At 53.8% G+C, this 22,817-nt stretch carries 16 protein-coding genes and 1 pseudogene; 9 read left to right on the plus strand and 8 right to left on the minus strand.

Annotated elements, in window-relative coordinates; translation table 11 throughout:
* From SH139x_RS13125 to SH139x_RS13135, 3 genes are all read right to left on the minus strand, one after another.
* Entirely contained in the window at window positions 1-1,395 is a 1,395-nt protein-coding gene (locus tag SH139x_RS13125; RefSeq protein ID WP_488355654.1) for a DUF1552 domain-containing protein, read from the minus strand.
* A gap of 9 nt (window positions 1,396-1,404) precedes the next feature.
* Window positions 1,405-4,008 carry a DUF1588 domain-containing protein gene (locus SH139x_RS13130; protein ID WP_488355655.1) on the minus strand — a complete coding sequence of 868 codons (2,604 nt, stop codon included), beginning with the start codon at window positions 4,006-4,008 and terminating at the stop codon, window positions 1,405-1,407.
* A 419-nt stretch (window positions 4,009-4,427) separates the two neighbouring features.
* Complete coding sequence (locus SH139x_RS13135; protein WP_488355656.1) at window positions 4,428-5,006, minus strand: AAA family ATPase; 579 nt, start codon at window positions 5,004-5,006, stop codon at window positions 4,428-4,430.
* 661 nt (window positions 5,007-5,667) lie between these two features.
* On the opposite strand from SH139x_RS13135, the gene SH139x_RS13140 reads away from it, so the two are divergent.
* From SH139x_RS13140 to tnpC, 5 genes are all read left to right on the plus strand, one after another.
* A complete protein-coding gene (locus SH139x_RS13140; protein WP_488355657.1) occupies window positions 5,668-6,057 on the plus strand; it encodes a hypothetical protein in 390 nt (129 codons plus the stop codon).
* A gap of 354 nt (window positions 6,058-6,411) precedes the next feature.
* The gene (locus SH139x_RS13145; RefSeq protein WP_488355658.1) at window positions 6,412-6,984 is read left to right on the plus strand and encodes a hypothetical protein; all 573 of its coding nucleotides are present in this window, start codon (window positions 6,412-6,414) and stop codon (window positions 6,982-6,984) included.
* A gap of 114 nt (window positions 6,985-7,098) precedes the next feature.
* Window positions 7,099-7,473, plus strand: a complete 375-nt coding sequence (gene tnpA / locus SH139x_RS13150; RefSeq protein WP_488355659.1) for an IS66 family insertion sequence element accessory protein TnpA — start codon at window positions 7,099-7,101, stop codon at window positions 7,471-7,473.
* Window positions 7,470-7,859: an IS66 family insertion sequence element accessory protein TnpB gene (gene tnpB / locus SH139x_RS13155; RefSeq protein ID WP_488355660.1), complete on the plus strand. Its 390-nt coding sequence runs from the start codon at window positions 7,470-7,472 to the stop codon at window positions 7,857-7,859. The genes tnpA and tnpB overlap by 4 nt, the downstream gene beginning before the upstream one ends.
* Window positions 7,860-7,988: 129 nt before the next feature.
* Complete coding sequence (gene tnpC / locus SH139x_RS13160) at window positions 7,989-9,176, plus strand: IS66 family transposase (protein ID WP_488355661.1); 1,188 nt, start codon at window positions 7,989-7,991, stop codon at window positions 9,174-9,176.
* 61 nt (window positions 9,177-9,237) lie between these two features.
* Here tnpC and SH139x_RS13165 read toward each other — a convergent pair.
* Window positions 9,238-9,864, minus strand: a pseudogene (locus SH139x_RS13165) (HsdM family class I SAM-dependent methyltransferase); the annotation flags it as partial.
* A gap of 524 nt (window positions 9,865-10,388) precedes the next feature.
* On the opposite strand from SH139x_RS13165, the gene SH139x_RS13170 reads away from it, so the two are divergent.
* Window positions 10,389-11,462, plus strand: coding sequence for an integrase core domain-containing protein (locus SH139x_RS13170; RefSeq protein WP_488355662.1), 1,074 nt, complete (start codon window positions 10,389-10,391; stop codon window positions 11,460-11,462).
* Between the two features lie 88 nt (window positions 11,463-11,550).
* On the opposite strand, the gene SH139x_RS13175 is transcribed toward SH139x_RS13170, so the two are convergent.
* The 4 genes from SH139x_RS13175 to SH139x_RS13190 all read right to left on the minus strand — a co-directional run bounded on the left by SH139x_RS13175 (window position 11,551) and on the right by SH139x_RS13190 (window position 16,434).
* Window positions 11,551-13,821: a serine hydrolase gene (locus tag SH139x_RS13175; RefSeq protein ID WP_488355663.1), complete on the minus strand. Its 2,271-nt coding sequence runs from the start codon at window positions 13,819-13,821 to the stop codon at window positions 11,551-11,553.
* 294 nt (window positions 13,822-14,115) lie between these two features.
* Window positions 14,116-14,310 carry a hypothetical protein gene (locus tag SH139x_RS13180; RefSeq protein ID WP_488355664.1) on the minus strand — a complete coding sequence of 65 codons (195 nt, stop codon included), beginning with the start codon at window positions 14,308-14,310 and terminating at the stop codon, window positions 14,116-14,118.
* Window positions 14,311-14,339: 29 nt separating this feature from the next.
* On the minus strand, window positions 14,340-15,716 hold the full coding sequence (locus SH139x_RS13185) for a FecR domain-containing protein (RefSeq protein WP_488355665.1): 1,377 nt from the start codon (window positions 15,714-15,716) through the stop codon (window positions 14,340-14,342).
* Window positions 15,717-15,873: 157 nt separating this feature from the next.
* Window positions 15,874-16,434 carry an RNA polymerase sigma factor gene (locus SH139x_RS13190; protein WP_488356014.1) on the minus strand — a complete coding sequence of 187 codons (561 nt, stop codon included), beginning with the start codon at window positions 16,432-16,434 and terminating at the stop codon, window positions 15,874-15,876.
* 396 nt (window positions 16,435-16,830) lie between these two features.
* Here SH139x_RS13190 and SH139x_RS13195 point away from each other — a divergent pair, with 396 nt between their 5' ends.
* The 3 genes from SH139x_RS13195 to SH139x_RS13205 all read left to right on the plus strand — a co-directional run bounded on the left by SH139x_RS13195 (window position 16,831) and on the right by SH139x_RS13205 (window position 22,799).
* A complete protein-coding gene (locus tag SH139x_RS13195) occupies window positions 16,831-19,800 on the plus strand; it encodes a TolC family protein (protein WP_488355666.1) in 2,970 nt (989 codons plus the stop codon).
* Window positions 19,801-20,436: 636 nt separating this feature from the next.
* Window positions 20,437-21,411 (plus strand): efflux RND transporter periplasmic adaptor subunit, encoded by a 975-nt coding sequence (locus SH139x_RS13200; RefSeq protein ID WP_488355667.1) that lies wholly within the window; start codon window positions 20,437-20,439, stop codon window positions 21,409-21,411.
* On the plus strand, window positions 21,408-22,799 hold the full coding sequence (locus SH139x_RS13205) for an efflux RND transporter periplasmic adaptor subunit (RefSeq protein WP_488355668.1): 1,392 nt from the start codon (window positions 21,408-21,410) through the stop codon (window positions 22,797-22,799). The genes SH139x_RS13200 and SH139x_RS13205 overlap by 4 nt, the downstream gene beginning before the upstream one ends.
* Window positions 22,800-22,817: the final 18 nt, after the last annotated feature.

Genomic DNA, 22,817 nt, shown 5'->3' on the forward strand with positions numbered 1-22,817 from the left:
CTATCCAAGAAACTGCTCGATGGGCCCCTTTTGATTGATCTTCAGACCCACGTCGAGAGCACCGTAATGATTAATCGGATTTCCATATGCGTTCAATATTGTCGTGTACCAATTGCCCAATGTCTTGTGGCCCGGTTGGTTGTAACCAGGCAACCGAATATATCGCCGGGCAATGTCGAGCCGCGTGTTGTTTCCAGCCATGACCACGAAGGGCCACTCCGTTCCCTTGCTATGGTGCGTTTCCCCATTGTTCGGCAAATAGAACAGCATCGTGTTGTCGAACATGCTGCCAGTCCCTTCCGGAACACTCTTAAGACGACTAACAATTCGATCAATCAATATCATGTGCTGATGACGAACCTTATCTCGGATAGCCAGTGCTTCTACGCCGCCAAAAGACTTGCCGTGTCCCACGTCATGCAAGTTGACATTTTCACCTTCGATTCCCGGAAGACCGGTATAGGGCGTACCCAATTCATCCGCCGTGAAAGCGACCACATTTGTCATTCCTGAAATCAGCGTCGCTAGCAATACCTCGACCAGTCCGTCTTGACGATCAACGGTCGTTAGATTCTCAGCTAAGTACTTCGCATCGAGCTGCGGAATATGTTGGCGGATGACGTCCCCCATCGCCTCAACCCGCGAGTTTTGCTGCTGGATAGCTTTGAGCGCTTCGGCATAGTTGCCGACTTTATGTTGCTCAATGCCGCTCAGTTGCTCGGCCAACGACGATTCCTCAGTCGATAAAAACATGAGAACTTGACGTTCCAACTGATATCGTGTCTGGTCATCTTGATCGGAAGAGACAGACTTGAACAACTCCTGCATGGCAATTTTTGGTGAGCCGAACGCATAGTTCGGTTGCTGGGGACCTCGAGCCGAAAAGCCTTTCTCAATGCCATTGATGTTGCCCCGGGAATTGCCTCCGCTGCTGGGGAAACAGGCTAACTCAATGTGATGAAACGGTGATGGAAACAAGTCAGCCAACTGGAAATCCACCGTCGCCCACCGAATCGTACTCAGCCGTTCGTTTGCTTTGTAAGCCCCCAGTGAGGAGCACCATGTGTGATGCCCCGTGGTACACATTTTTCCCGATAGCCCTTGCAGTATCGTTAGGTTCTGCTTGTGCCTGGCCAGTGGATTCATCCACTCCGGAAGTTCATGTTCGTCAAGATCTGCTTCAAAGGCAGCCCGCCTTCTCTCAGCGTCTAGCTGCTCCTGCTGAAAAGTCGGCAGCATGAGGGACTCAGGAAGCAGACCATTCCCCTTGTGCATGAAAATGAATCGCCTTGGCGGTCTGGATGACGCGCTGTTAGCCGATAGCGATTGCGATGCGAGGCTCAGCGCGCCAATACCGGCCAGAGAGCTCGATAGAAAGTTTCGCCGAGTTGCCATGGTCGAATCTCAGTTTTTGCGGGTAGTAATAGTGTTCTGGCTCTCCGTCGATCGTAGCAAATCTGTGCTGTCTTTACGATACATAAAGGAATCCGAGGTCAATAACGAAACGACGACCGCTCGAAAGCTGCCCCCGCTGCGCAAATAGGCTTGATCCGCGTCAATCAGAGACTGCGAATCGGACAGCATTTCGTTCCGTCCCATAAAGTAACGAAATGCGTGCCGAATGATCGACTGCCGAACACGATCTGACTTCGCCAAGCGAGGAATCAAGTCAAACGCATCACGCACGTCACCGTCCAGCGTGGGGTCACCGGTTCCCAATAATGTTCCAGACGCGTCAACCGGTTTCGTTTTGTATAAGTTGACTGCGGTCGGGCCATTCGCCTGTTGCACGATATTCTCTGGATGTTCGAGACTTTCCTTAGTACGATACCGACCAAAGTCATCAAAGATCTCGAAAGTCAGTCCCAGTGGGTTCATTTGCTGATGACACTTCCAGCACGCTTGCTGGTCAGTCACCGAAGCGAGACGCTCACGCAAAGTATGGTGTGGATCCTCCGGGATTTGTGCATCAATAGTTATCGGCACGTCAGGTACCCGACCGGCCAAAAGTTTCTCACGAATCCACCGGCCACGTCGAACCGGATCGGTCTCTGTGTTTTGCGAATGCGCCAGCAGCCAAGCTGGGTGCGTCAGAATCCCCATTCGATTCGCAATACGAAAAGGTTGTTCGAGCGGATAATCCCATGTTTCGATATCGGCATACTCGCCGCGTGCGTAAACTCCTTCGTAGTGCAGCGGCCCAGCCCCAGTCACATGCGGCAAATTGTAAATTTCCGAATGCCGATACTTCTGCCCACCATGAAAAAACCACGGGTAAGTAATCGGCGTGATGCCCCTGCCGAACGTATTTTCAAAGAAGGTCATGAACCGCTTGTAATCACGAACATGCACTCGACGACGGTCCTCCCGGAGGTCCTCAATCCGAAGAATTGCAAATAGATCCTTGTGTTTCTCAAAGTTGTCTAGCAGTGCCTGCTCGGTATCGTTTCTCCAATCCGTCTCCTGCAGTCCTTCGTAGGCGCGTCGCCACTGCTCGATCAGCTTCCGCCCCCCGTCATCACTCTTGGTGCGTAGCACGAAATATTCATTGGTGGTCAGCAAGTTGGCGAAGACGTTTTTGTCCTCCCTCAGGATCGAGTCAACAATAAGATCTGCTTCTCCCGTCACAGAGCCAGCTGTCCCGCTATATCCACGTTCCAAATTGTCATAGAACCCACCACTACGGGCAACATCCTTAAACAACTTTGTGCTACTGGGATAGCCGAAGAATTCCCGAAAGAAGCGGTTGATCTTGGGATGTGTCACAGCACTCCCATGAATCACAATCCCGGACAACGTGGGATCCACTTCACCATAAAACGACTGCTTATCATCGAGCAGCCTGGTCACTTCGCGACGATAGTCGTCTTTCGTCAGCAGTCGTCCCTCGCGAGCTGCTTGGAATAACTGCTTATCGGGAATCCGGTCGTCAATGGCGTAGGCAATCGCGTAAGCAGCTTCACGCGGCGACAGTGTGCGGCGACCAAAATCATCCGGTTCGCCAGCTCCAAATTCTAAACGATACAAAAATTCCGACTTCAGCAGCACGCTGATCAGAAGCTGCCGCAAACCTTCAATATTTCCCCCCAGCTCCATCGCCGATTTCAGCAACGGCAGATACTCATTTAATTCCGTATCAGTCGCATCCCGTTGCAGCACACAATCAAATTGAGAGTGAATGGCTGCGATCATTTCTTCATCGCTCGCCAGCGACTCTTTTCGCACGATGGTAACAAACGTCTTAGGAGAAAACGCAGGAACCCACTTATCTTTGGGATTTGGGAAAGTGAGCTTGCGTGGATCATTTCCGTGATGCAAGGCTGCGAAAATCTGCTTATCAGCGATCCATTTGGCGTTATTGAGCATCACCAGCAAATGCCCTCCGTCGAGCGCCGCTGTATCGTAGTAGCGAACTCCCGAGTGGTCTGGCAGCACAATGGGGTTGGTGACCCCGTAAAAATTTGTTTGGCGCGATCGTCCCGTCAGCTTGAAAATGGCATTCACGCGCTCGTGAAAGATCTGCGGACTCACCAGCCAGCGTCGCGCGGGCGTAAAAGCTTGTTCCCTGATCGAACCGTCGAACAAAGCCTCATGATCAACATAGTTTCCGTAAGCCGGCTCCCTCAGCTTCTCATCCAGCTTGGAAGCCTGCCGCGCACGGAGTTCCCGCCGTAACCATCCAGTAAGCTGTTTCAGCTCCACAGCACCCGGCTGATAAGCATCCTCAGGCGGCATGAGTTCATAAAAAAGCTGATCTTGCACACGATTCAGCAAATCAATTTTCGCAATCTCGCTCAAGCTATCAAGCTGGTCAAAGCGAACGCCCACCTCCGCTGATTCTCCAGAATGACAATCGACACAAGCAGATTCGATCACCGCATGAACATCAGCCGGGATGCTAAGCAAAGCCGCTTCTTCCGCCTTCAATGTTAGCGGCTCAAAAAGGCCGCCAACAACAAGCAGGGCAGGCAGCACGATCCTCGATGGAAAACGTACATCAAAACGCAAACGAATCTCCCAAAAAATTCCGATAGTGCAATGCCGCCGGGTGCCACATTTACCGCAAGAGGTGGTAAGGCCGTTGTTGCCCTCGCTTCGCGACAAGCGGCTGCTCTCGCAAAGATCACATGCCCCCCGGCAATCATAATCTAAAGCCACAGACCAGAACGCCCTTTATAGGCTACCTGACCAGGCTGTGCGAATCAATCATCAGCGACGCACTTTGGAACTGTCGTTGCAAATACCATTTGCATGCCAGCATCCGTTGCGGCGATGCGAACTTCGCAGCCTGGAAATGCATCATCAATCGCAGCATCCAAGCTACACCCGCCCCCGGTCTCACTAATCGTCTGAATGGCTGCGGGTAAGTCAGCCCCATCCCCAGCCATGATCGGTGTGAACGTCGCAATGCAGCCTTGACGTGCCGGCTAACGCCCGTCAACGCGAAAGGTGTCGTAGAGACGCCAACGACGCAGGCTCTCTCGCATGATGATCAAGTCGGTAGCGGCCAAAGGATCGGCGTACTCGGACAACATACTCCCAGGCCGCGGCAGCAGCATTTCAATGTCCTGCCATTTACCGGATGCACCTCGACAGCAAAGCGTTGCGCCCCGACGGTCAGCACATAGGTTCCGCGGATACATGCCAACACCTCGCCACAAACACTCCCGCTTCATCTCAGGATCCCCAGCAAACATCGATTCACTCGGTTGCGGCAGACCGAGGTCAAAACAGTAGCTCAGCGGTTCAGCCGTCAACTCCAGTCGGAGACTAACCGGATCTTTTACGTTCCTCTTCGGTCCGGCCCAGCGGACGGAATCGAAACCGCCCTCGCAAGCGAGCGAATCGGCGAGTCGTCCGGCAGCGACATCCGCAAGTAATCTCAGGGCACGATAAAGATTTGACTTGCCAGCCCCATTCGCGCCAGTCACGACGTTCAATTGCCCCAGTCGTAATACGATCGACTGAATCGATCGGTATCCGGCTATGGCGATGCGGTCGATCACGATCAGAAAACACTCTCTGTGTGACGGATGGGAAGTGAAACCGGCGCGGAAACATAGTTGGTCGTTACAGGTAATCCACCGATCTCAGAATGGCAGTAGGCTTCCGAACCCCAGCACCATCACCGCAGTGGAAATGACGAGGCTGAAAGCTAAAAAGGTGAACACACAGAACTTAATAACAATTTGCTTACCGCTCTCCTGGTTCGCGAAGTTGGGTTTTTCTGGTTCTGCTTGCGTGGTACGGTAAGGGTTTTCCATAAGACTCGCGATCCCGTCGCGTAGATATAGAGTCACAACTGGCCAATGGCGCTGACGTCTCCATGGACTGCACTCACCCCCTGACTGGGCCGCTTCTCGAATCTGGCCAGCGATTAACCGGGATACATCGGGACCGGCGGTCGGTCTATCCATCTATGTTAGTGAACACACGGGAATTGAAGCACTCATGGATTCGGCGGTTTCGCCGATTCGATTCGCGGTACATTGCCGACTGATGTCAAACTTAATTGTAGCCTGCCGCTGATCCGCGGGGGCAGCGACGAAAACTATCGGTTTGATTACCCCAGCATCGCAACGCGACAGCTGTTAAAATATTGGTTCTGCGATGATCCTTCGCTAATGTTCCAAAGACTACCCGCCACCAATCCGGTGAGAGTAAACAATGTCGTCATCTTTAAGGTCATCGCTAATAAAAATGCCGATTGTCGTATTACTGGCCGCAAGCATGGGCTGGTTGGGGCTGGCGAGCATGTACTGGGGTTCTCCCTACTTCCCAGCCGTTGGTGAATTTTGGCCCAATTACGTAATGTTGGCTTCGGTGGTGCTTTGGGTTTCAGCATCAATCGCGCTGCGTGGTCGCGACAAGAGTACTTGGCTCGCCTTCGGCCTAGTTTCGCCAATATTAGGAGCACTGCTGGTGGCTCCGCCAGCTTCGTTTACCTTCATTATCGCCAAGGCTTACATCGCTTACCCAATTGGTGCCGCGACGGGGATGGCGATGTACTATCTCGATATGGTCGGCAAGGGAAGCGATACCAGAAAGTTGGCTTGATTGGTAAGCGATGTAGGCCGGCCAGCCAACTGTCACAGCAGAGCGCCGCAGCGATTGGAGCGTAATTCCGCCATGGTTTGTTTCGGAACTGTAACCTTCGAAATGAAGTCATTTAATCAGGATGGGAAATTGTTTCGAAAACCAAGTACACTGCCAAGTGTCCAGTAGATCTGAGTGCCTCCTACCAGAAAGCCAACTTTCAAGCTAGACACTAAGATTATTGGTCGACTTGAGGAAGCGACGACTGCTTGAAGCCACTCAAGTGCACGATGCCCAGGGAAGTATCCCACCTGCCGGCTAACTCCAATTGGCACCTATCGCAGCACCCCTTTCTCTTGCAACAACTGATCCGTTATGCTCCAGATCACTGATCGAAAACATCGGTCTCGCATTGATCCCGTCATTCGTGCGCTATTCTTTTCCGCGTTTTTGATGTTAACGATGGGATCGCCTGTCGTCGCAGATGATGGACTGAGCAAAGCAGCTTCCCAGAAAGGAGCTGTCCAAAACAGTGTCACAGCGGAGAAGCAGAATGTTGCACAAGCGAAGCCTCCCCGAAAAAAACAACATCGTCGCAAATCGCTTTCACGCCCGCGAGCACACGACACGGAGCAAATCGAACAGGAGTCGGCGAAGAGTCACCAGCGGAAGGGCAAACGGCGTGGGATAGCGAAGCGAGAGCAGCGGAACCGGTTCCGCGTCAGCGGTTCGTTTGAATTGGTGCTTGGTGACCAAATAAAGCTGCGTGGTTCAGGCGCTGTCAGGCTGGACCTGGATCAACAAACTGCCAAAGAATTGGTTGATACGATCAACAAGCAGTTGGACCAGGTCATTCCGCTAATCAGTGACGTGCTAGAACTGCTCAGCGAACTGCCAAAATCGATGGAGTCCGTCAGCAAGATTCTTAACTTTCTTTCGCCCCCATGATTTGATAATTATTCGAAATCCAAATCGGAACCAAAATGAGCGTTCGGTGAACTGCATCTTGCGGTGGTCGTTAGGTTAGAAGGATTTGTTTTCCCTAACCTTTGGAGCCTATTGATGGCCAGTTCGAAACGATCGGTCGAGAAGGAAGAGTTTTGGCGATTATCGCTGGCAGAGTATGCCAACAGCGGCTTAACAGTGCGAGCGTTTTGTCAGCGGCAAGCACTCTCGGAGGCTTCGTTCTATTTCTGGCGGCGCGAGTTGAGAACGCGTGATCAAATGCCTGAGGCAAAGTCCAGCTCTCCCCAGCTGATTCCCGTGCGGCTCGTCGATTCAAAGGCGCCCCACGCAGCCACCACTCCAACCCCGAGTGAAGATGCCGTCATCGAGATTGGCATCCCGGGCGGGTTCAGCTTGCGAGTTGGAGCGGCGACTGACACCGATCGGGTCGCTGCGTGGATCGCTGCGATCGTCAAGGTGGCCGCATCATGATCAGCATCGCTTCATCGACTCGCATCTTCGTCGCTACTTCACCGACCGATATGCGAAAAGGCTTTGACGGTCTGCAAGGGCTCGTATCAGGTGTCCTTGAACTGGACCCGCTATCAGGTCACCTGTTCTTGTTCGTCAATCGCAGGCGCGACAAGCTGAAAGTGTTGTACTGGGACGGAGACGGACTGGCGATTTGGTACCGCAGACTTGAGCAGGGAACGTTCCAGATGCCGACGGTCGACGCCAACAAGTGCGTGGCCGAGATGAATCGCGAAGATCTGATCATGCTCATCCGCGGCCTTGATTATGAGCATGTTCGTCGTCGAAAACGCTTCAAGCTAAAGGACTCGCAAACGAATGATATGGACGAGCAAGTGATCGTGTAGCGATCGATTTTCAGCGCTCTTTAAACTCATAAAACGCTCACCAGATTGGCATCAATCGGGTGAGCGTTTTTCTTTTAAAAATTTTCTTTTTCTATCGAACCGATATCTCCCATGCGCGTAAAAAACACCATGGATGCCGCGAAACTCAAACGAGAAAACGAGCGACTGAAGCAACAGCTTCAGGATGCGAATGCGCGTGCCAATGAAGCGGCCGCCCAGCGCACGGCACTCGAAGAGCAATTCTCACAAACGATCGCCGAAAAAGACCGGCTCGTTGCAACACTTCGCCATCAAATCAAACTATTGCTTTTGAAAGTTCGTGGTTCGCAGCAAGAACGCATTGACCCAGACCAGTTGATGTTGTTTTCGATCGACGAACTCAAAGAGCTTGCTGATGAACTTCGTGCCGAAGCGGAAGACGGGAGCACTGAAGAGGAAGAACCACCTGGCAAGAAAAGAAAGCGGCGCGGTCACGGTCGCCGCAACTTGTCGGACATCGAGCCAACGCAAGTGCTCCGCCACGAGTTGCCCGAAGAAGAACGCAAGTGTCAGTGCTGCGGCGAGACCTGCACCGAGTTCGCGGTCGAGAGCAGCAAGCAGATCGAGATCATTCCTGCCCGTGTCGAAGTGATTCAGCACGACCGCGTGAAGTACGCCTGCCAGAGTTGTGGGGAAAACGTCGTCGTCGCGCCCAAGCCACCGCAACCGATTGAGAAGGGCCTGCCCGGCCCTGGGCTATGTGCGCACGTAACACTCTCTAAGTTTGGCGACCACACGCCGCTCTATCGCCTTGAAGATATCTTCCTGCGAACCGGAGTTGAGATTCGTCGCAGCACGCTGTGTGGTTGGCTGATCACGTTGGCGGCACTTGCACGTCCGCTGGTGATGCGAATGAAGCATCTGGTGCTGGAGTCGCAAGTCATTCACACCGATGACACTTCGATCAAGATGCTCGAGCCTGGCGCGGGTATCGCTCGGGAAGCAAAGTTTTGGCCTTACCTTGGCGATTGGTTGCACCCCTATGCGGTTTATGATTTTACGATTGACCGAAAACGTGACGGGCCATTGAATTTTCTTGCAGGATACGAAGGCTATCTTCAAGCCGATGCGTATGCAGGATACGACTGCATTTACGCGGGCGGTCGCGTGCGCGAAGTGGCGTGCTGGATTCATGTGCGGCGGTACTGGCATCAAGCGATTGAGAATGATGGGGTTCGCGCGAACACAGCGTTATCGTTCATCGCTCGGTTGTCGCAGATCGAGGGGCAACTGCGTGAAGCTTATCGCCGAACATGTGGCGATCGTCGGAGGCGTTGAAGTCGATGGTGTTGATCTTGTTGATGACTTGACGCATCAACGTGCCGTTCTTCATGTAATTGTTGGGCAGCCGAGCGATCGTGTGCAGATTGCAGTCGGTCAGCAGCGATTCTTTGATCCGCGTCTTCACGCCTTCGCCGAACAGCGTGCCGTCAGGGATAACCAAACCGGCTCGACCACCGGGCTTGAGAATTTTCATCAATAGGACCAGAAACAGATCGGCCGTTTCACGCGTCCGAAACTCGGCGGGAAAGTTGGCTTCGATGCCTTCCTCTTCCATGCCACCAAATGGCGGATTGGTGACGACGCAGTCGACGCGTTCCTTCGGCCCCCAGTCTCGCTGCGGCCGCGATAGCGTGTTGTCATGTCGAACGTTGGAGGGAACGTCGATGCCGTGCAGCAACAGGTTGGTCATGCACAAAATGTGCGGCAGGTGTTTTTTCTCGATGCCCGAAAAGCGATCCTGGATGGTTTGTTCGTCTTGTTCGTTCTTGGCTTGCCTGCGGAGGTGTTCGATTGTGCAAGTCAGAAACCCGCCGGTGCCGCAGGCGGGGTCCATGACGGTTTCACCGAGCTGCGGATTGACTTGATCGACGATGAACTGAGTGACGGCTCGGGGCGTGTAGAACTCGTCTGCGTTGCCGGCCGATTGCAGGTCGCGAAGCAGTTGCTCATAGATATCCGCGAACCAACCTGCAAGGGCTGCGTGACTTCGCGGCGGTATCGTCGCGGTGGTTAGCGATCACATTGGGACCGACGAGGCCGAGACATTCAGTTCCGTTGCAAAGGCATTCGGTATGAGCAACAGCCAACCCTCCCCGTACAAAACCAATCCGGAGAGAGTCGGCAGATTTTGCAGGCATTTTCGTGCTGAATACGCCTGTTGCAATGTACTTGCCGTCCCTTTTGATCCGTTCTCGGGTGGCGCAGATGCGAAATCTATATGGGACGTTGCTGTTAACCGACGCTGCTTTTTCCCGCATGTCTGCGAGTGGTTAACAGGGAGAGAGAATGTCGCCCGTAAGGTCTTCACCGCTGGCAATCTGTTCCGATTTTTCTGAACGGCACGACCGCGATTCGAACGGCAAAGCACGGTTCAAGCCTGCGGCCATTGCGGCGGAAGAATCCTTCCGTACGCTCGCCGTTTCAGCGGGTTAAAAAAATGATGCCACCCCGATTATTCCAGGATCTACAAGGAAATCGGCAGCACGAATGGCCGCGATCCTTCACCCGCTTTTGACACTGCTTGCGTCACTGACTCGGCAGGAATTGGCTCAGCAAGTGACTTACCTGAAAGCGGAGAATGCAATCCTTCGGAGTAAGTTACCCGATCGGATTACGCTGAACAATCAGGAACGACGGCGGTTGGTACGCCATGGCAAAAAGCTTGGCCCGCGGATCAAAGAGCTGATCTCCATCGTCAGCTATTCGACCTTTCGTCGCTGGATCCGGACAATTGAAGACGGGCCGACGAAACGGCCGAATTCGAAGTCGGAGAACAAGCCTGGCCGTCCACGAACAGACGAGAGCATCGCCGACGCGATCATCCGGATCCGAGAAGAAACTGGATGGGGCTACACCAAGATCGTCCAAGCAATGCGCCGACTCGGCCATCGGATCTCACGGCAGACGGTAAAGAATATCTTGGTCGAAGCTGGCCTTGGTCCCGATCCCAGCGACCATCCCGATACGTGGTCGGACTTCCTGAAACGCCATGCGGCTACTATGTGGCAGTGCGACTTCGCTTCAAAGCGGAAATGGAACATCAAGGGCATGGTCGATCTCTACTTCCTTGTCTTCATCCATGTTGAAACGCGGCGCATATGGGTGTCGCCGTGCACAGCCAATCCGACCGGTGAATGGACTACGCAGCAGGCCCGCAACTTCGACATGTTCCTTCAAGACAAGGGACTTCCGTGTGAGATTCTGCAGCGAGACCAAGACTCAAAGTACGTCGACTCGTTTGACGAAGTCTTTCGTTCATCTGGCTGCAAGATCAAGAAGACGCCAGCTCGATCGCCGAACTTGCAAGCGTTTGTCGAGCGCGTCATTCAGACGCTCAAGCACGAAGTTCTGAATGCTTTCTGCGTTGTCAACGAGAAGCATCTCGACCACATCCTTCGCGTGTCGCAGGATTGGTACAACCTTCGCCGCGGACATACGGGGCGAGACCAACTTCCGCCGGTTCGTAACCAGGACGCCCCAAGTGTCGTTGATTTGACCAAGCAGAGACTTGTCTGCCACACTGAGCTCGGTGGGCACCTAAAATCCTACCACGCTGCGTGAACAATTCGGTTGCTGACGAGTCTATACTGCATGGCAATCCAGACGGAATGCTCCCAATCTTCTGCGACCGTGCATTCCTGTTCTTGGGCTACTCTACTCGCCTGTAAATAATCTCGAAGGCGTCGGCAGCGAGGCCGTGATTGGAGGGAATGTGTTGGCGAATAAAGATCTGAAACAGATTTAGTTCTGGGACAAGTCGGAAGTCGGTGCTCGCGTATCCGCCCCACGAATATTCCTGCACCTGGCGACGCTGTTCTCCTTCGCCGACTTCGATGTCGTTGATGGCAAAGCCTAGCCCGAAACGAAAGTCACCTTGGACTCCTTTGAGCTGATCCGTGTACATCAACTGCAAAGTATCAGGTTTCAGGATCTGGGCTTCGCCTCGTTTTCCACCACCGACCAACATCTCACAGAACTTGGCGTAGTCGTTCGCTGTTGAAACAAGACCGCCGCCGCCAGAGAGAAACTCGAAGCCGGTCACAAAATCGCTATCCGTCGATTTGTCCAGAATGGCTAATCGACCGCCCACCTTTGTATGGCAACTCGCGAAGCGGGCTTTTGAGTCAGGCCGTACTTGAAAGGCTGTGTCATTCATATCAAGTGGCGCAAGGACTGCCTCTTCTAGATACTGATCCAATGATCTCCCTGACCATATTTCAATGAGACGTCCCAGTAGATCTGAACTGAACCCATAAGTAAATCGTTCACCGGGATGATGATGTGCAGGGATGGTGGCCAGGCGGTCTGCGGCTTCTTCAATCGACATGTCTGGAGGCAACATGCCGGCTGGAGGACGGTATTGCAGACCGGCCTCGCGATAACGCTTTTCGAGCTCTTCGTTCCCATTGCCGCCGTACGCATAGCCGGTCGTGTGACGAAACACATCTCTTACGGTTATCGGTCGCTTGGGGGCGATCGCCATTTTCGCTGTGCTGTCCCAGACCGTTGCTTGACTGAAAGCGGGAATGAATTTGGCAACGGGATCATCCAGCTGAAACTTGCCTTTTTCAAACAGCGTCATCGCGGCAACCGATGTGATCGGTTTGGTCATCGAGTAGATACGCACCACGGTGTCACCTCGCAGTGGTTCGCCCGTCTCGATGTCGCGGACTCCAGCGGAGTGCGAGTGAATCACCTCGCCACTACGAACGACCAGATGACTTGCCCCCGCGGCTTTCCCGGATTCCACTCCGCGCTCGACAAGTGACTCCGCTTCGTGAAATGCGGCATCAGACGCTTTCGCGGACTTTGGTTCCGTAAGGCAATAGACTTTGGAAGCAGTTCGGATCAGAAGCTTACCGCCGGAAACTGCCGGGCAAGCGATACACAACTCGTCGAGCGAGTTCGTTTCAAGTAATTCATACTCCGGACCTACGTTCAACACGTAGGTGTCGCCATCCTCGCTCAAGCAAAAGAGTCTCCCGTTGTAAGACCAGGGGGATGCGGTGAACGAGGCTCCCTTGGGAAATCGGCGTTTGCCAAATACCTCGTCACCAGTCTTGGCATCATGGCAGGTAATGAAGCCTTGGTCGTAGACTGTGTAGAGGAAATCGTCGACGACAATCTGACTCGTGTTATAGGGAGACGCTTTCGGCTGGTACCACTCGATGTACGGGCTATCGGCAAACTCACCTTGCTTGGTAAGGTTGCCTTCTCCGCCAGGCTCGATGGCAAACGTCGGTCGATGGCTATCGCCGACGTATCCTGATGCAAGGTAGACCATTCCATGAGCTGCGAAAGGCGAAGGAATCACCAGTGAGGACATTTGACCATCGAATTCCCATAGCAGTTCACCGCTAAGGGAATAGCTGCGATTGCGATTGAGGCCGGGAACAACGATCTCTGTACGCAGTTCGTTTTGCCATACCAAGGGCGTTGCCCAAGATCGCGTTTCATCTCGCGGCTTTCGCCAATTCTGCTTGCCCGTTTTCGCGTCGAACGCGGCGATCCAGGATCCTTCAAGATTGTCATAGACAACAAAGACCTGTCCCTCATGCACGACAGGTGACGCTGCAGCACCGTAGTCCATGAAGGTCTTCTTGGGTTCGATCGCTTGCTCCCAAAGCAGCTCGCCTGTGAGCGAAAAACAAAACAAGCCAACATCGCCAAAGAGGACGTACAGTCGCTGGCCGTCCGTGGTAGGTGTCTCAGCAGCATACGTGCTTTTAGGATGGCGCGGCACTTTGGGCTGACCACTATGGGCCTCGTGTCGCCAAAGTTCCGCCCCAGTTTCTAGATCGAAACAGAGTACAAGCCAGTGGTGAATTCCCTTCGAGGGTTCTCGTACGCCTTGGCCAAGATAGAGTCCCTTCTTGGGTTCACGCGTTTCTCCGTCGGATACGACCGTGGTCACGAACACCCTGTCACCCCAAACAACGGGTGACGCCCATCCCAATCCGGGAACATCCGCAGCCCAAGCTACGTTTTCGTTCTTGCTCCACTTACTTGGGAGTGCCGGGTTGTCCGCTGCGACGCCACGCCCATCAGGTCCACGGAATCGCGGCCAGTTGTCAGCTGCCAATGCAGTCGTGAAAGAAAAGAAGACTACAAAAAGAGCAAGTATCGATCTTGTGCTGGTATTCATTCGTAGCGCGTGGTTCGATGTCATGTGCATCAATCAGAGTGGGCAGATCATTTTGGCTTGAGCGTGAAGCTATTGCTTCCAGATCATTCCCAATGCCCAGAGTATTCCTAGAACAATCAGGATGATACCAACTAGTTGATAGAAGCGATGGACGGCGTCTCCTTCGCCCAACGCAATCCGTGATCTCGCCACGAGCAGGCGATAGACAATGAACTCCGTCTTCAAAGTTCCGCACACCAGCACAAATATGCCGATGGCGGACATGAGTGTTCCCCAGAGAATCTGCATGCACCTTACCTCTGAGACTGGTTCGTTTCGTGGATTCCTGCAGTCAACTCAACCGCGCTGATTCGCAGTCCTGATGGAGTCTCGGAATGGGTGAAGCTCCAGACTCCGTTAACAAATAGGCCTTCGGGCGAAGGAGCCAGTTTGTCTTTGAATGCGGCAACGGAAGGGTCGAGCTCGAAGTCGGGAAGATCGGCGCTGGCCACAAAATTGCCTGAAGCGTCTCGCTCGACGGTGCACTTGGCGCGAAACTTTCCTGCGTAGTCTCCCGTCCCGTAGGCGACTTCAATCCCGAAATAGATGTCGGTCTCAACTTCCGTCTTTCCATGAATCTCAAAGTGCGAATCGGAATTCAATTGCACCGGAGTGGCGTCATCGTTGCGGACTCCTAGACCAAGCAAGTAAAGGACTACATGAGGAGCCTGCTTCGGGTTGTAGGCTACGGCCCTCAATAAGGGAGGATCCGTGTCAGTTGCAGCCAACCATTTGCCGAAGGTTTCGTCGGGCCCTTGATCGATGCGACTTTTCCACCGATGGACGACGCCCGTTATCTGCCTGCGTTCTAATTCCTGGTCGGCTGCGGCAATTACCCGGTGGTTGGCGGGTACATCGATCTCTTTGCCATCACTCGTTCGTGCCACGCGCACTGTGCCTTCTCGAACACTGACGGAAGTGGCTGGCAGGTCTGCCTCAACGTCGAAACTAGTACCCAGTACCGTCAGTGTGGCCGTGCGCGTTTGAATGACCATTGGCTTGCCGTCTGGTTGCGGAGAAACATCGGCAGACATGCGACCTTCGCGCAGCCGTAGCCGTTTCTGCCCATCGTCGCTGAACGTCAACATGGACGCGCCCGAGATGGTTACCTCAGAGCCGTCGTTGAATCGCAGCTCGAACCAAGAGTCCGGGGATAGCCCCTCGATTGTTCCGCCGGTGAGTTCTGATCCGACAGAGATCTCGCGCAAGATATCCCCCCGGTCACCCGTCCAAATCATGGATCCGGTTAATCCAGTAATCTTGGCGACAGGATCTGGCTCCACAGGCGTATCCTTAGAATTCGCAACCTTCAACTTGGTCTGTGAAGTAAACAGCAGCGCCGAGAGCATCAAAATGGCGACGGCGGCGATCGCCAGCATCGCACGTAGAAAATGAATGGATCGACCTTGTAGCGTTTCCAACTGTCCGGCAATCGAGGCATCGAAAGTACGGGATTCGTCGTTGCCTCCGGTACGGAGCACCTCCGCCAATTCCGTTTCCCATGATGCCCGCTGGATGAAATCTTTTCGCAAGCTCGGGTCGCTATCGAGCAACTCGGCCAGTCGCTCCATCTCGGATTCGCTGAGTTCTCCAAACAAGTGGCGATCGACCAAGTCATCCCAATCGTTCATTGCGCACTCCTGGAAGTAGAAGAACATTTACGAGCACGGCGCATGGCTGTTCGCATACTAGCACGCAGCGCAAGCAAGTGACCGAATGAGCAAGTGACCGCATGACCGAACGACGTTCGAGGGTTCACTCGCTTGCGCGTCGTGCTGGTATCGATGCTCATTGTGCCGCTCTCAATCGAGTTTCGACGCATTCACGGACTTGTTTTTTGACTCGAAACAGTGCCTTGCGAACCGCTTCCATTGACATGGAGAGTCGCTCTCCAATCTGAGGATAGCCAAGTTCATCTATGAACCGCGCCTCCAGGACGCGTTTTCCGCGATCGGAGATCTGCCCGATGCACCGCGCAAGGGCATCCCGCCTGAGTTCTCGCTCATGCGAAGTGCGGGAGCTTTGAAACTCGTCAAAGGCCGCGTCAATCGCGTCATCAAGCACCCTTTGCGCCAGGGTGCGTTCACGTTGATGCCGCCGTTTGGCCCTCAGAACTTCGATGCGGACGATCGAACGGCACCAAGCCAGGGCGGAAGTTCCTTCCTCGAATTGATCGTGCTTTGCAACCACAGCCAGCATGGCTTCCTGAACGGCATCCTCTGCCGCCGCGAAGTTACCCAGCAGCGTTCTCGCATAGGTGACGAGTTCTTCTCGACACTCAAATGCGGACCGCAAGATACGATCGCGTCGCTCTTCACTGGGTGCAATTGGCTCGCTCTCGTTCGACATATCCAATGGTTTGTTTCTCCTGATGGTTCTCAATCGGTCGAACTGCCGGGTTCCTCAGAAGTACCGCCCTGAGGCCAGAATCGTGGACATGATTCTCTGGATATTGCGAATATTGCCTCGTTGTCCCTATTTTGACAATCAAACAAGTTCCGGCTGTAACGGTTAGGAGCCTTGCGCCCGACAACCGGCATAGGTGCTCATGTCGGCAGCATCGGATCAACGATAACAACCGGGGAGAAACCAGGAGACATCATTTTACACATTTGCGTTCTAGCCAGCGCGATCAGAAGAGGTTTCTCCGTGCGCCGTCCTCATTTGAAGCGATACCTTCCGGGCCTGACTGCTTGCCTCCTAACGGGGCTGTCCCTCTGCGGTTGCTCCCAAACTCAGCACCGATTGAATGCGGATCGCGAGGCTTACAGCACCATCGCGGAACGGAACTGTGACCCGCGATGGGCACAGTCCGACCTTGGAATCGATTTGGATCCGCGAAGTCGGTATTTCGATCCCTACAATCCCGACTGTTTACCGATGCCCGCGGATGATCCCGCTTCGCATCGCTACATGCAATGCGTCGATGGCATGAAGGGATGGAAGCACTGGGGCGACTACGGAGTGAAATCGGCGTTAGAGAATCCCCAGTGGCAAGTGCGTTTGGCGGAATACACCGAACTGGCTGACGACGGTAGAGTCAAGCTCGACCTTGATTCCGCTGTTCGCTTGGCCTACGTGCATGCGCCGCTGCACCAACGTTCGCTCGAAACGCTTTATCTGTCATCACTCGATGTGACGGGAGAGCGATTCCGGCTCGATACCCAATTATTCGGCGGAAACGCCGTTGACTATCGACACCAGGGCAACACAGCACCTGCAACCATTGGGTTTGTTCCAGGAACTGGCTACGTCGTCGCTGGTCCATTTCCGCGACCGGAAAGCAATCGGCTGAATGTCACGAGTGACCTATCGGCAAGTCGCCGCTTGGCGACAGCAGGTGAAGTTCTTGTCGGCTTTGCCAATTCATTTGCGTTCGAGTTCACCGGTGGAGACGTTAGCCTCGCCAGCTCTCTAGCCAACTTTTCTTTTATCCAACCATTGCTCCGGGGAGGCGGGCGACACATTGCATTGGAGCAATTGACGCTAAGCGAACGCCGGCTGCTAGCCAACCTGCGCGCTTACAGCCAGTTCCGACAAGGATTTTTCACTCAGATTGTGATTGGTGAACTCGGCGTTAACGGGCCGCAGCGCGCCGGACAGGGCACAGTCCTACAGTCTTTCTCAGGGTTCGGCGGAGTAGGCGGTTACCTAGATTTGCTGCAACAAGCTCAGCAGATACGCAACACCGAAGAAAATCTTCGACTGCAGCTAAGGACTCGCGACCGCTTGGAGGCGCTCTATGACAACGAGTTGATCGACATCGTGCAGGTGGACCAATTCCGGCAGAACATCGAAGTCACTCGCTCGAACTTGCTCGACCAGACCAATGGGCTAGAGCTTGCCGTCGATAACTACAAGACTCAGATTCTGGGCCTTCCATCGGATTTGCCGACCGAAGTAGATGAACAGCTTGTCGAAGGGTTTCAGCTAATACCACTCGAGTCGAGTCCGGTTGTCGACTCAATTCTCGAGCTTCAAAGTCGCCTGGGAATAGCAGGCGAATTGTTTGACCTGGAATCCAGGATCGGAGAGCTTAAAGAGTTGCTTCCGGAATTGGGCGACGGTGATCTCGATGATGTTGACCGATTCTTGTTGAGTTTGCAGGCGGTCATCGACGCGACCGCTCGCCAAGCTCGAAACATGCCAGGCGATTATCCGGCCCTCGAAAAATTGCTTTCTTCGAAATCCTCTCAAACGGATGAGAATGTTCCGGATGCCATCGCTGAATCTGCCAGGCGATTGCAGCCACAGTTCGACAATCTTTCCGCTCGTTTTGCTGGAGCTTCGGAACGCCTCGATAGTCTGTTGGACGAAATGACAGAGCAGACTCTGGCCAAGGCGATTGCGGACACCGAAAGCTGGATGGGCGAGACGATAGCAATCGCACAAGATGTCGTGGACATTCAGTCCTACTTGCTCGATCTCGAATCCGAGCCCCAGCGATCGCTTGCGGCAACCGAAGGTTTTATTGAACCAGTGAAAGAGCTGTTCGACATCGCCAGAGATGATCTCGAGCAAATGAATGGCATCGTTACCCAGCGAGAGTTGCTGATGAGGGACGACGAGAAAGAGCTGTTCAAAAGAGACCGTGAGCGACTCTACGAACGTTTCAAGGAACTGGAGTCCGGCGACGTTGGATTCGAAGCGTCCGCCATCGAACTAAAACGAATCCGCGAATCCTTCACTGACCAGGTGCGAGAGCAGACAATCGTGGACCTGACCGCTTGGGTTCAGTCCTTCGTTCAACTCGTTGAACGACTCGCCTTGATTCCAGCTCAAGCACGACTGGAGGTCATTGCGGTTGAGCAGGTCAAATTGGAACCCGAAGCTGCGTTTCAGATTGCCCTTGCCAATCGGCTGGACTTCATGAACGGACGAGCCGCGCTGGTGGACCGTTGGCGTGCTATTCAGATTGCAGCCAATGCCCTCAAATCCAATTTATCGATCACCGGTGGTGGCGATGTCCGAACGGCACGGAACAATCCAGTGGATTTCCGAGCGTCGACAAGTTCCCTTCGATTGGGAGTCGAGTTTGATGCTCCCTTGGCACGACTGTTGGAACGAAATGGCTACCGCGAGACGCTGATTCAATACCAACGCAGTCGTCGAGATTTCATCCAGTCGCGCGACTCTTTGCAGAAGGGACTGCGAGCCCTATTGCGGACGCTTGAGCAGCGGAGATTGCAGCTAGAGATTCAGCGTCGAGCTGTCTCCATCGCTTTGAGGCGGGTTGAACAAACGCAACTGGCGCTGCTTACGCCACCACCGCCAGTCCAGCCCGGCGCTCGTCCCCAAATTAACCCGACCACGGCGATTAACCTGCTCGGAGCCCAAAGCTCGTTGCAGAATTCACAAAACAGTTTTCTTGCGGCATGGCTCAATTACTATGCTGCTCGGCTTCGCCTCTATCGCGAGCTGGGTATCATGCAGTTGGATCCGTCAGGACGCTGGATCGAAAACTCCTTGGACTTCGCTGAGCCCTCGGTCGCCATTGAATCTGATGAGGTGGAGACACTGCCACCACCTGTCCCGGTCGAGGTGCTTGAGTTGGATCAAGCGGACGGTTCCGACTACGATCGACCGCAAGTTAGCGGGCCTGACGCAGTTAGAATGCCCGTTGTGATCCAGCCGCTGGACCTGACGTCACCAAGCGAATCCGGAGTCAACCGCTTTGTCGAAGCCGCCGCAGCAGCAGAGTTTCTAGAAAATTAGCGGATTTGGAGTCCACGATTTGGCGGTCATGGTGGTTTCTTACGCGGCGACGTCTCAATCGCGTTCGTGAGCGACTCGGTGCAACCCTCCCCTGGAATCGAGTTTCTGCCATGCAGAACTCCTATTAGTGACCCTGCCCATTCCATGTCTGCAACGACCTTTCCTGCCAACGATGCCGAGCCAATTGCGCAGGAACTCCCTCGAGACCGCGGCGCTACGCGCATCGCGGCGTTGCTAGGATTCATCGCAATCATCGGAGCAGCAGCGGGGGCCGCGTTTTGGCCGGGATCTTCGAGTGAGTCTCGAGAGTACCTAACCCATTCGATTAAGCGGGGGGCACTGACGGTTTCCGTTACGGAGCAAGGGACACTCGAAAGTTCCAATAACACCGAAATCAAATGCAAGGTCCGCGGGTTTAGCACAGTAACTTACGTCGTTCCGACGGGGACGGTCGTCGAAAAAGGCCAAGAGCTGGTCAGGCTCGACACAAAAGTTATCGAAGAACAGCACAGCCTGACGAAGACGAACACTTTCATTGCGCAGGCCACCTTGGCACAGACTGAAGCCAATGTGGAGACGGCCAAGATTGCGATTGACGCCTACGAGCAAGGGCGCTTTAAGTCGCAATTGCAAGCGTTGGAGAAAGAACTCGCCGCTCACAAGCGCAACTTGCGTACTGCTCGGAAAATGTATGAGCGGTCCAAATCGCTCTTTCGCCAAGGTTACGTCACCGATCTCGAGGTGGAAGGCAATGCCTTCACGGTGACCCAGGCGGAGTTGGAGCTGAAGGTGAAAGAAACTGAAATCAAGGTGTTGAAAGACTTCACCCGCAAAATGCAGCTCGAGACTCTGCATGGAAACAAAACTGCCAGTGAATCTAAACTTGCCGCTGACCAAGCCGGGCTGGCGATGGAGAGCAAGCGACGAGATCGTGCGGCTCAAGAGCTGGAGGATTGTGTGATTCGCGCCGAAAAGGGCGGCTTAATCATCTATCCGTCAGCGGCGTCTTGGAAGTCCACGCCTGATATCACCGAAGGCGCGACGGTCCGGAAAGACCAGGTTCTGTTGCTGATGCCCGATTTGTCCCAGATGCAATTAAAATTGGGAATCCACGAGTCGGTGATCGACCGTGTGAACCCGGGACAGAAAGCGATCGTCACTTTGCCCGATCGAACGCTTGAGGCGACCGTCTCAGAGGTAGCTTCGGTGACGCGTCCAGCAGGATGGTGGACTGGAAACGTCGTGAAATACGACACAGTGATCGAGTTGCCTTCGGACGAAGGGCTGAAGCCAGGCATGAGCGCCGAGGTGGAAGTGATTCTCGCTGTTCATCCCGATGTTCTCCTGATTCCCGTCGCAGCCGTGGTCGAAACCGAGGACGGTATCTTTTGCTGGGTCCAGGGAGAAGTCGAACCGGAAAAGAGGCTGATTGAGCTCGGCGATAGTAACGACGTCTTCATCGAAGTCTTAGCTGGGCTGAAAGAAGGTGAGGAGGTGATTCTGAATCCAACTGCACTCGTTGAAGAGGCAGAGGAGGATGCCCTAATGACATTGACGCAGTCGACCTCCGACTCAGAAGCGGAGTCGCCGGAAGAGGCTGCGCAGCCATGATAAAGTTGACCATTCTTGCAGCCGCGATTCTAGTTGCTGCCGGTATAGCTTGGGTAAGTGTTGTGCCCAATGATTCAATCGACAGGTTGCTCGATTCTGCTCCAACGCACACGATCAGCCGAGGCGAGTTGATTGTGTCCGTTACGGAACAAGGGACACTCGAAAGTGCGAACAACACGGAAGTGAAGTGTCGTGTCCGAGGTAGCAATACAATTACCTTTGTGATCGATAGCGGAACGGATGTAAAGGCAGGTGATGAGTTAATCCGCCTCGAGACCTTAGCGATCGAAGAAGAGATCAGTGAACGCACCAAGTTCTATCACTTAGCAGAATCGCAAGTCGCGAGATCGGCGGCAGATGTAGAACGAGCAAAACTTGCGATATCTGAATATGAACAAGGTCGTTTCATCTCGGAGCTCTCTTCTTTGCAGAAGGATCTCGCCGTTGCCGAATCGCGGCTCTTGAACTCCAGGAACCGACTGAAGCATTCTCAAATGATGTCGCGAAGCGAATATGCGAGCGAACTTGAAGTGGAGGAGCGCGAATTTGCATCTGAGCAAGCTGACATGAATGTTGGGCTTATCAAGACCCGAATTGAAGTACTCGAGAACTATACGAAGAAAGAGGAACTCGTTCGCTTACAAGGCGAGTTGAAGGTCGCGGAGGCTACCTGGGAAGCTGATGTCGAGCGAGCTCTGGCGGACAAGAAACGGCTGGAGCGGGCAAAAGAGGAGCTTGGGCTTTGCACGATTGTTGCCCAGCGCGATGGGCTCGTGATCTATCCCGATGGCGAGGAGTGGGAGAATGCCCCGAAAATTGAAGAGGGAGGTACGGTCAACAAGGATCAGACGCTGCTCTTAATGCCAGATCTGTCACAGATGCAGGTCAAGGTAGGAATTCATGAGTCCATTATTGAGCGTGTGAAATCTGGCATGGAGTCGAACATTACGTTGAATCGTGACAACCTAACAGGTGAAGTTACCTATGTTGCCGAAGTCGCAAAGCCCGCCGGTTGGTGGACGGGCAATGTCGTCAAGTATGACACGATCGTTTCCCTACCTTCCACGGCGGAAGGCCTGCGTCCTGGCATGAGCGCCGAAGTAGAAATTGTGCTTGCCCGTCATGAAAAAGTTTTGACCATTCCGACGAACGCGTGTCTTGAGATTCAAGGCGAGTTCATCTGTTGGGTGAAAACCAGATCCGGGGCAGAACGCCGCGTCGTAGAACTCGGAGACAGCAGCAGCATGTTCATCTTGGTTGAGAGCGGGTTGAACGAGGGAGAGCAGGTCATTCTCGATCCGTTAGCCAACGTCCCCGGAGCTCAAAAGGAAGCCGCCGCTTCACTGCGTGGATCCCGAGAGCAAGAATTTGGATTTGAGGATCTGTAGTGGGAAGTGCTAGCACGA

It is taken from the genome of Kothea flammea, from assembly GCF_052161645.1.
In the GTDB taxonomy this organism is placed as follows: domain Bacteria; phylum Planctomycetota; class Planctomycetia; order Pirellulales; family Pirellulaceae; genus Laterigemmans.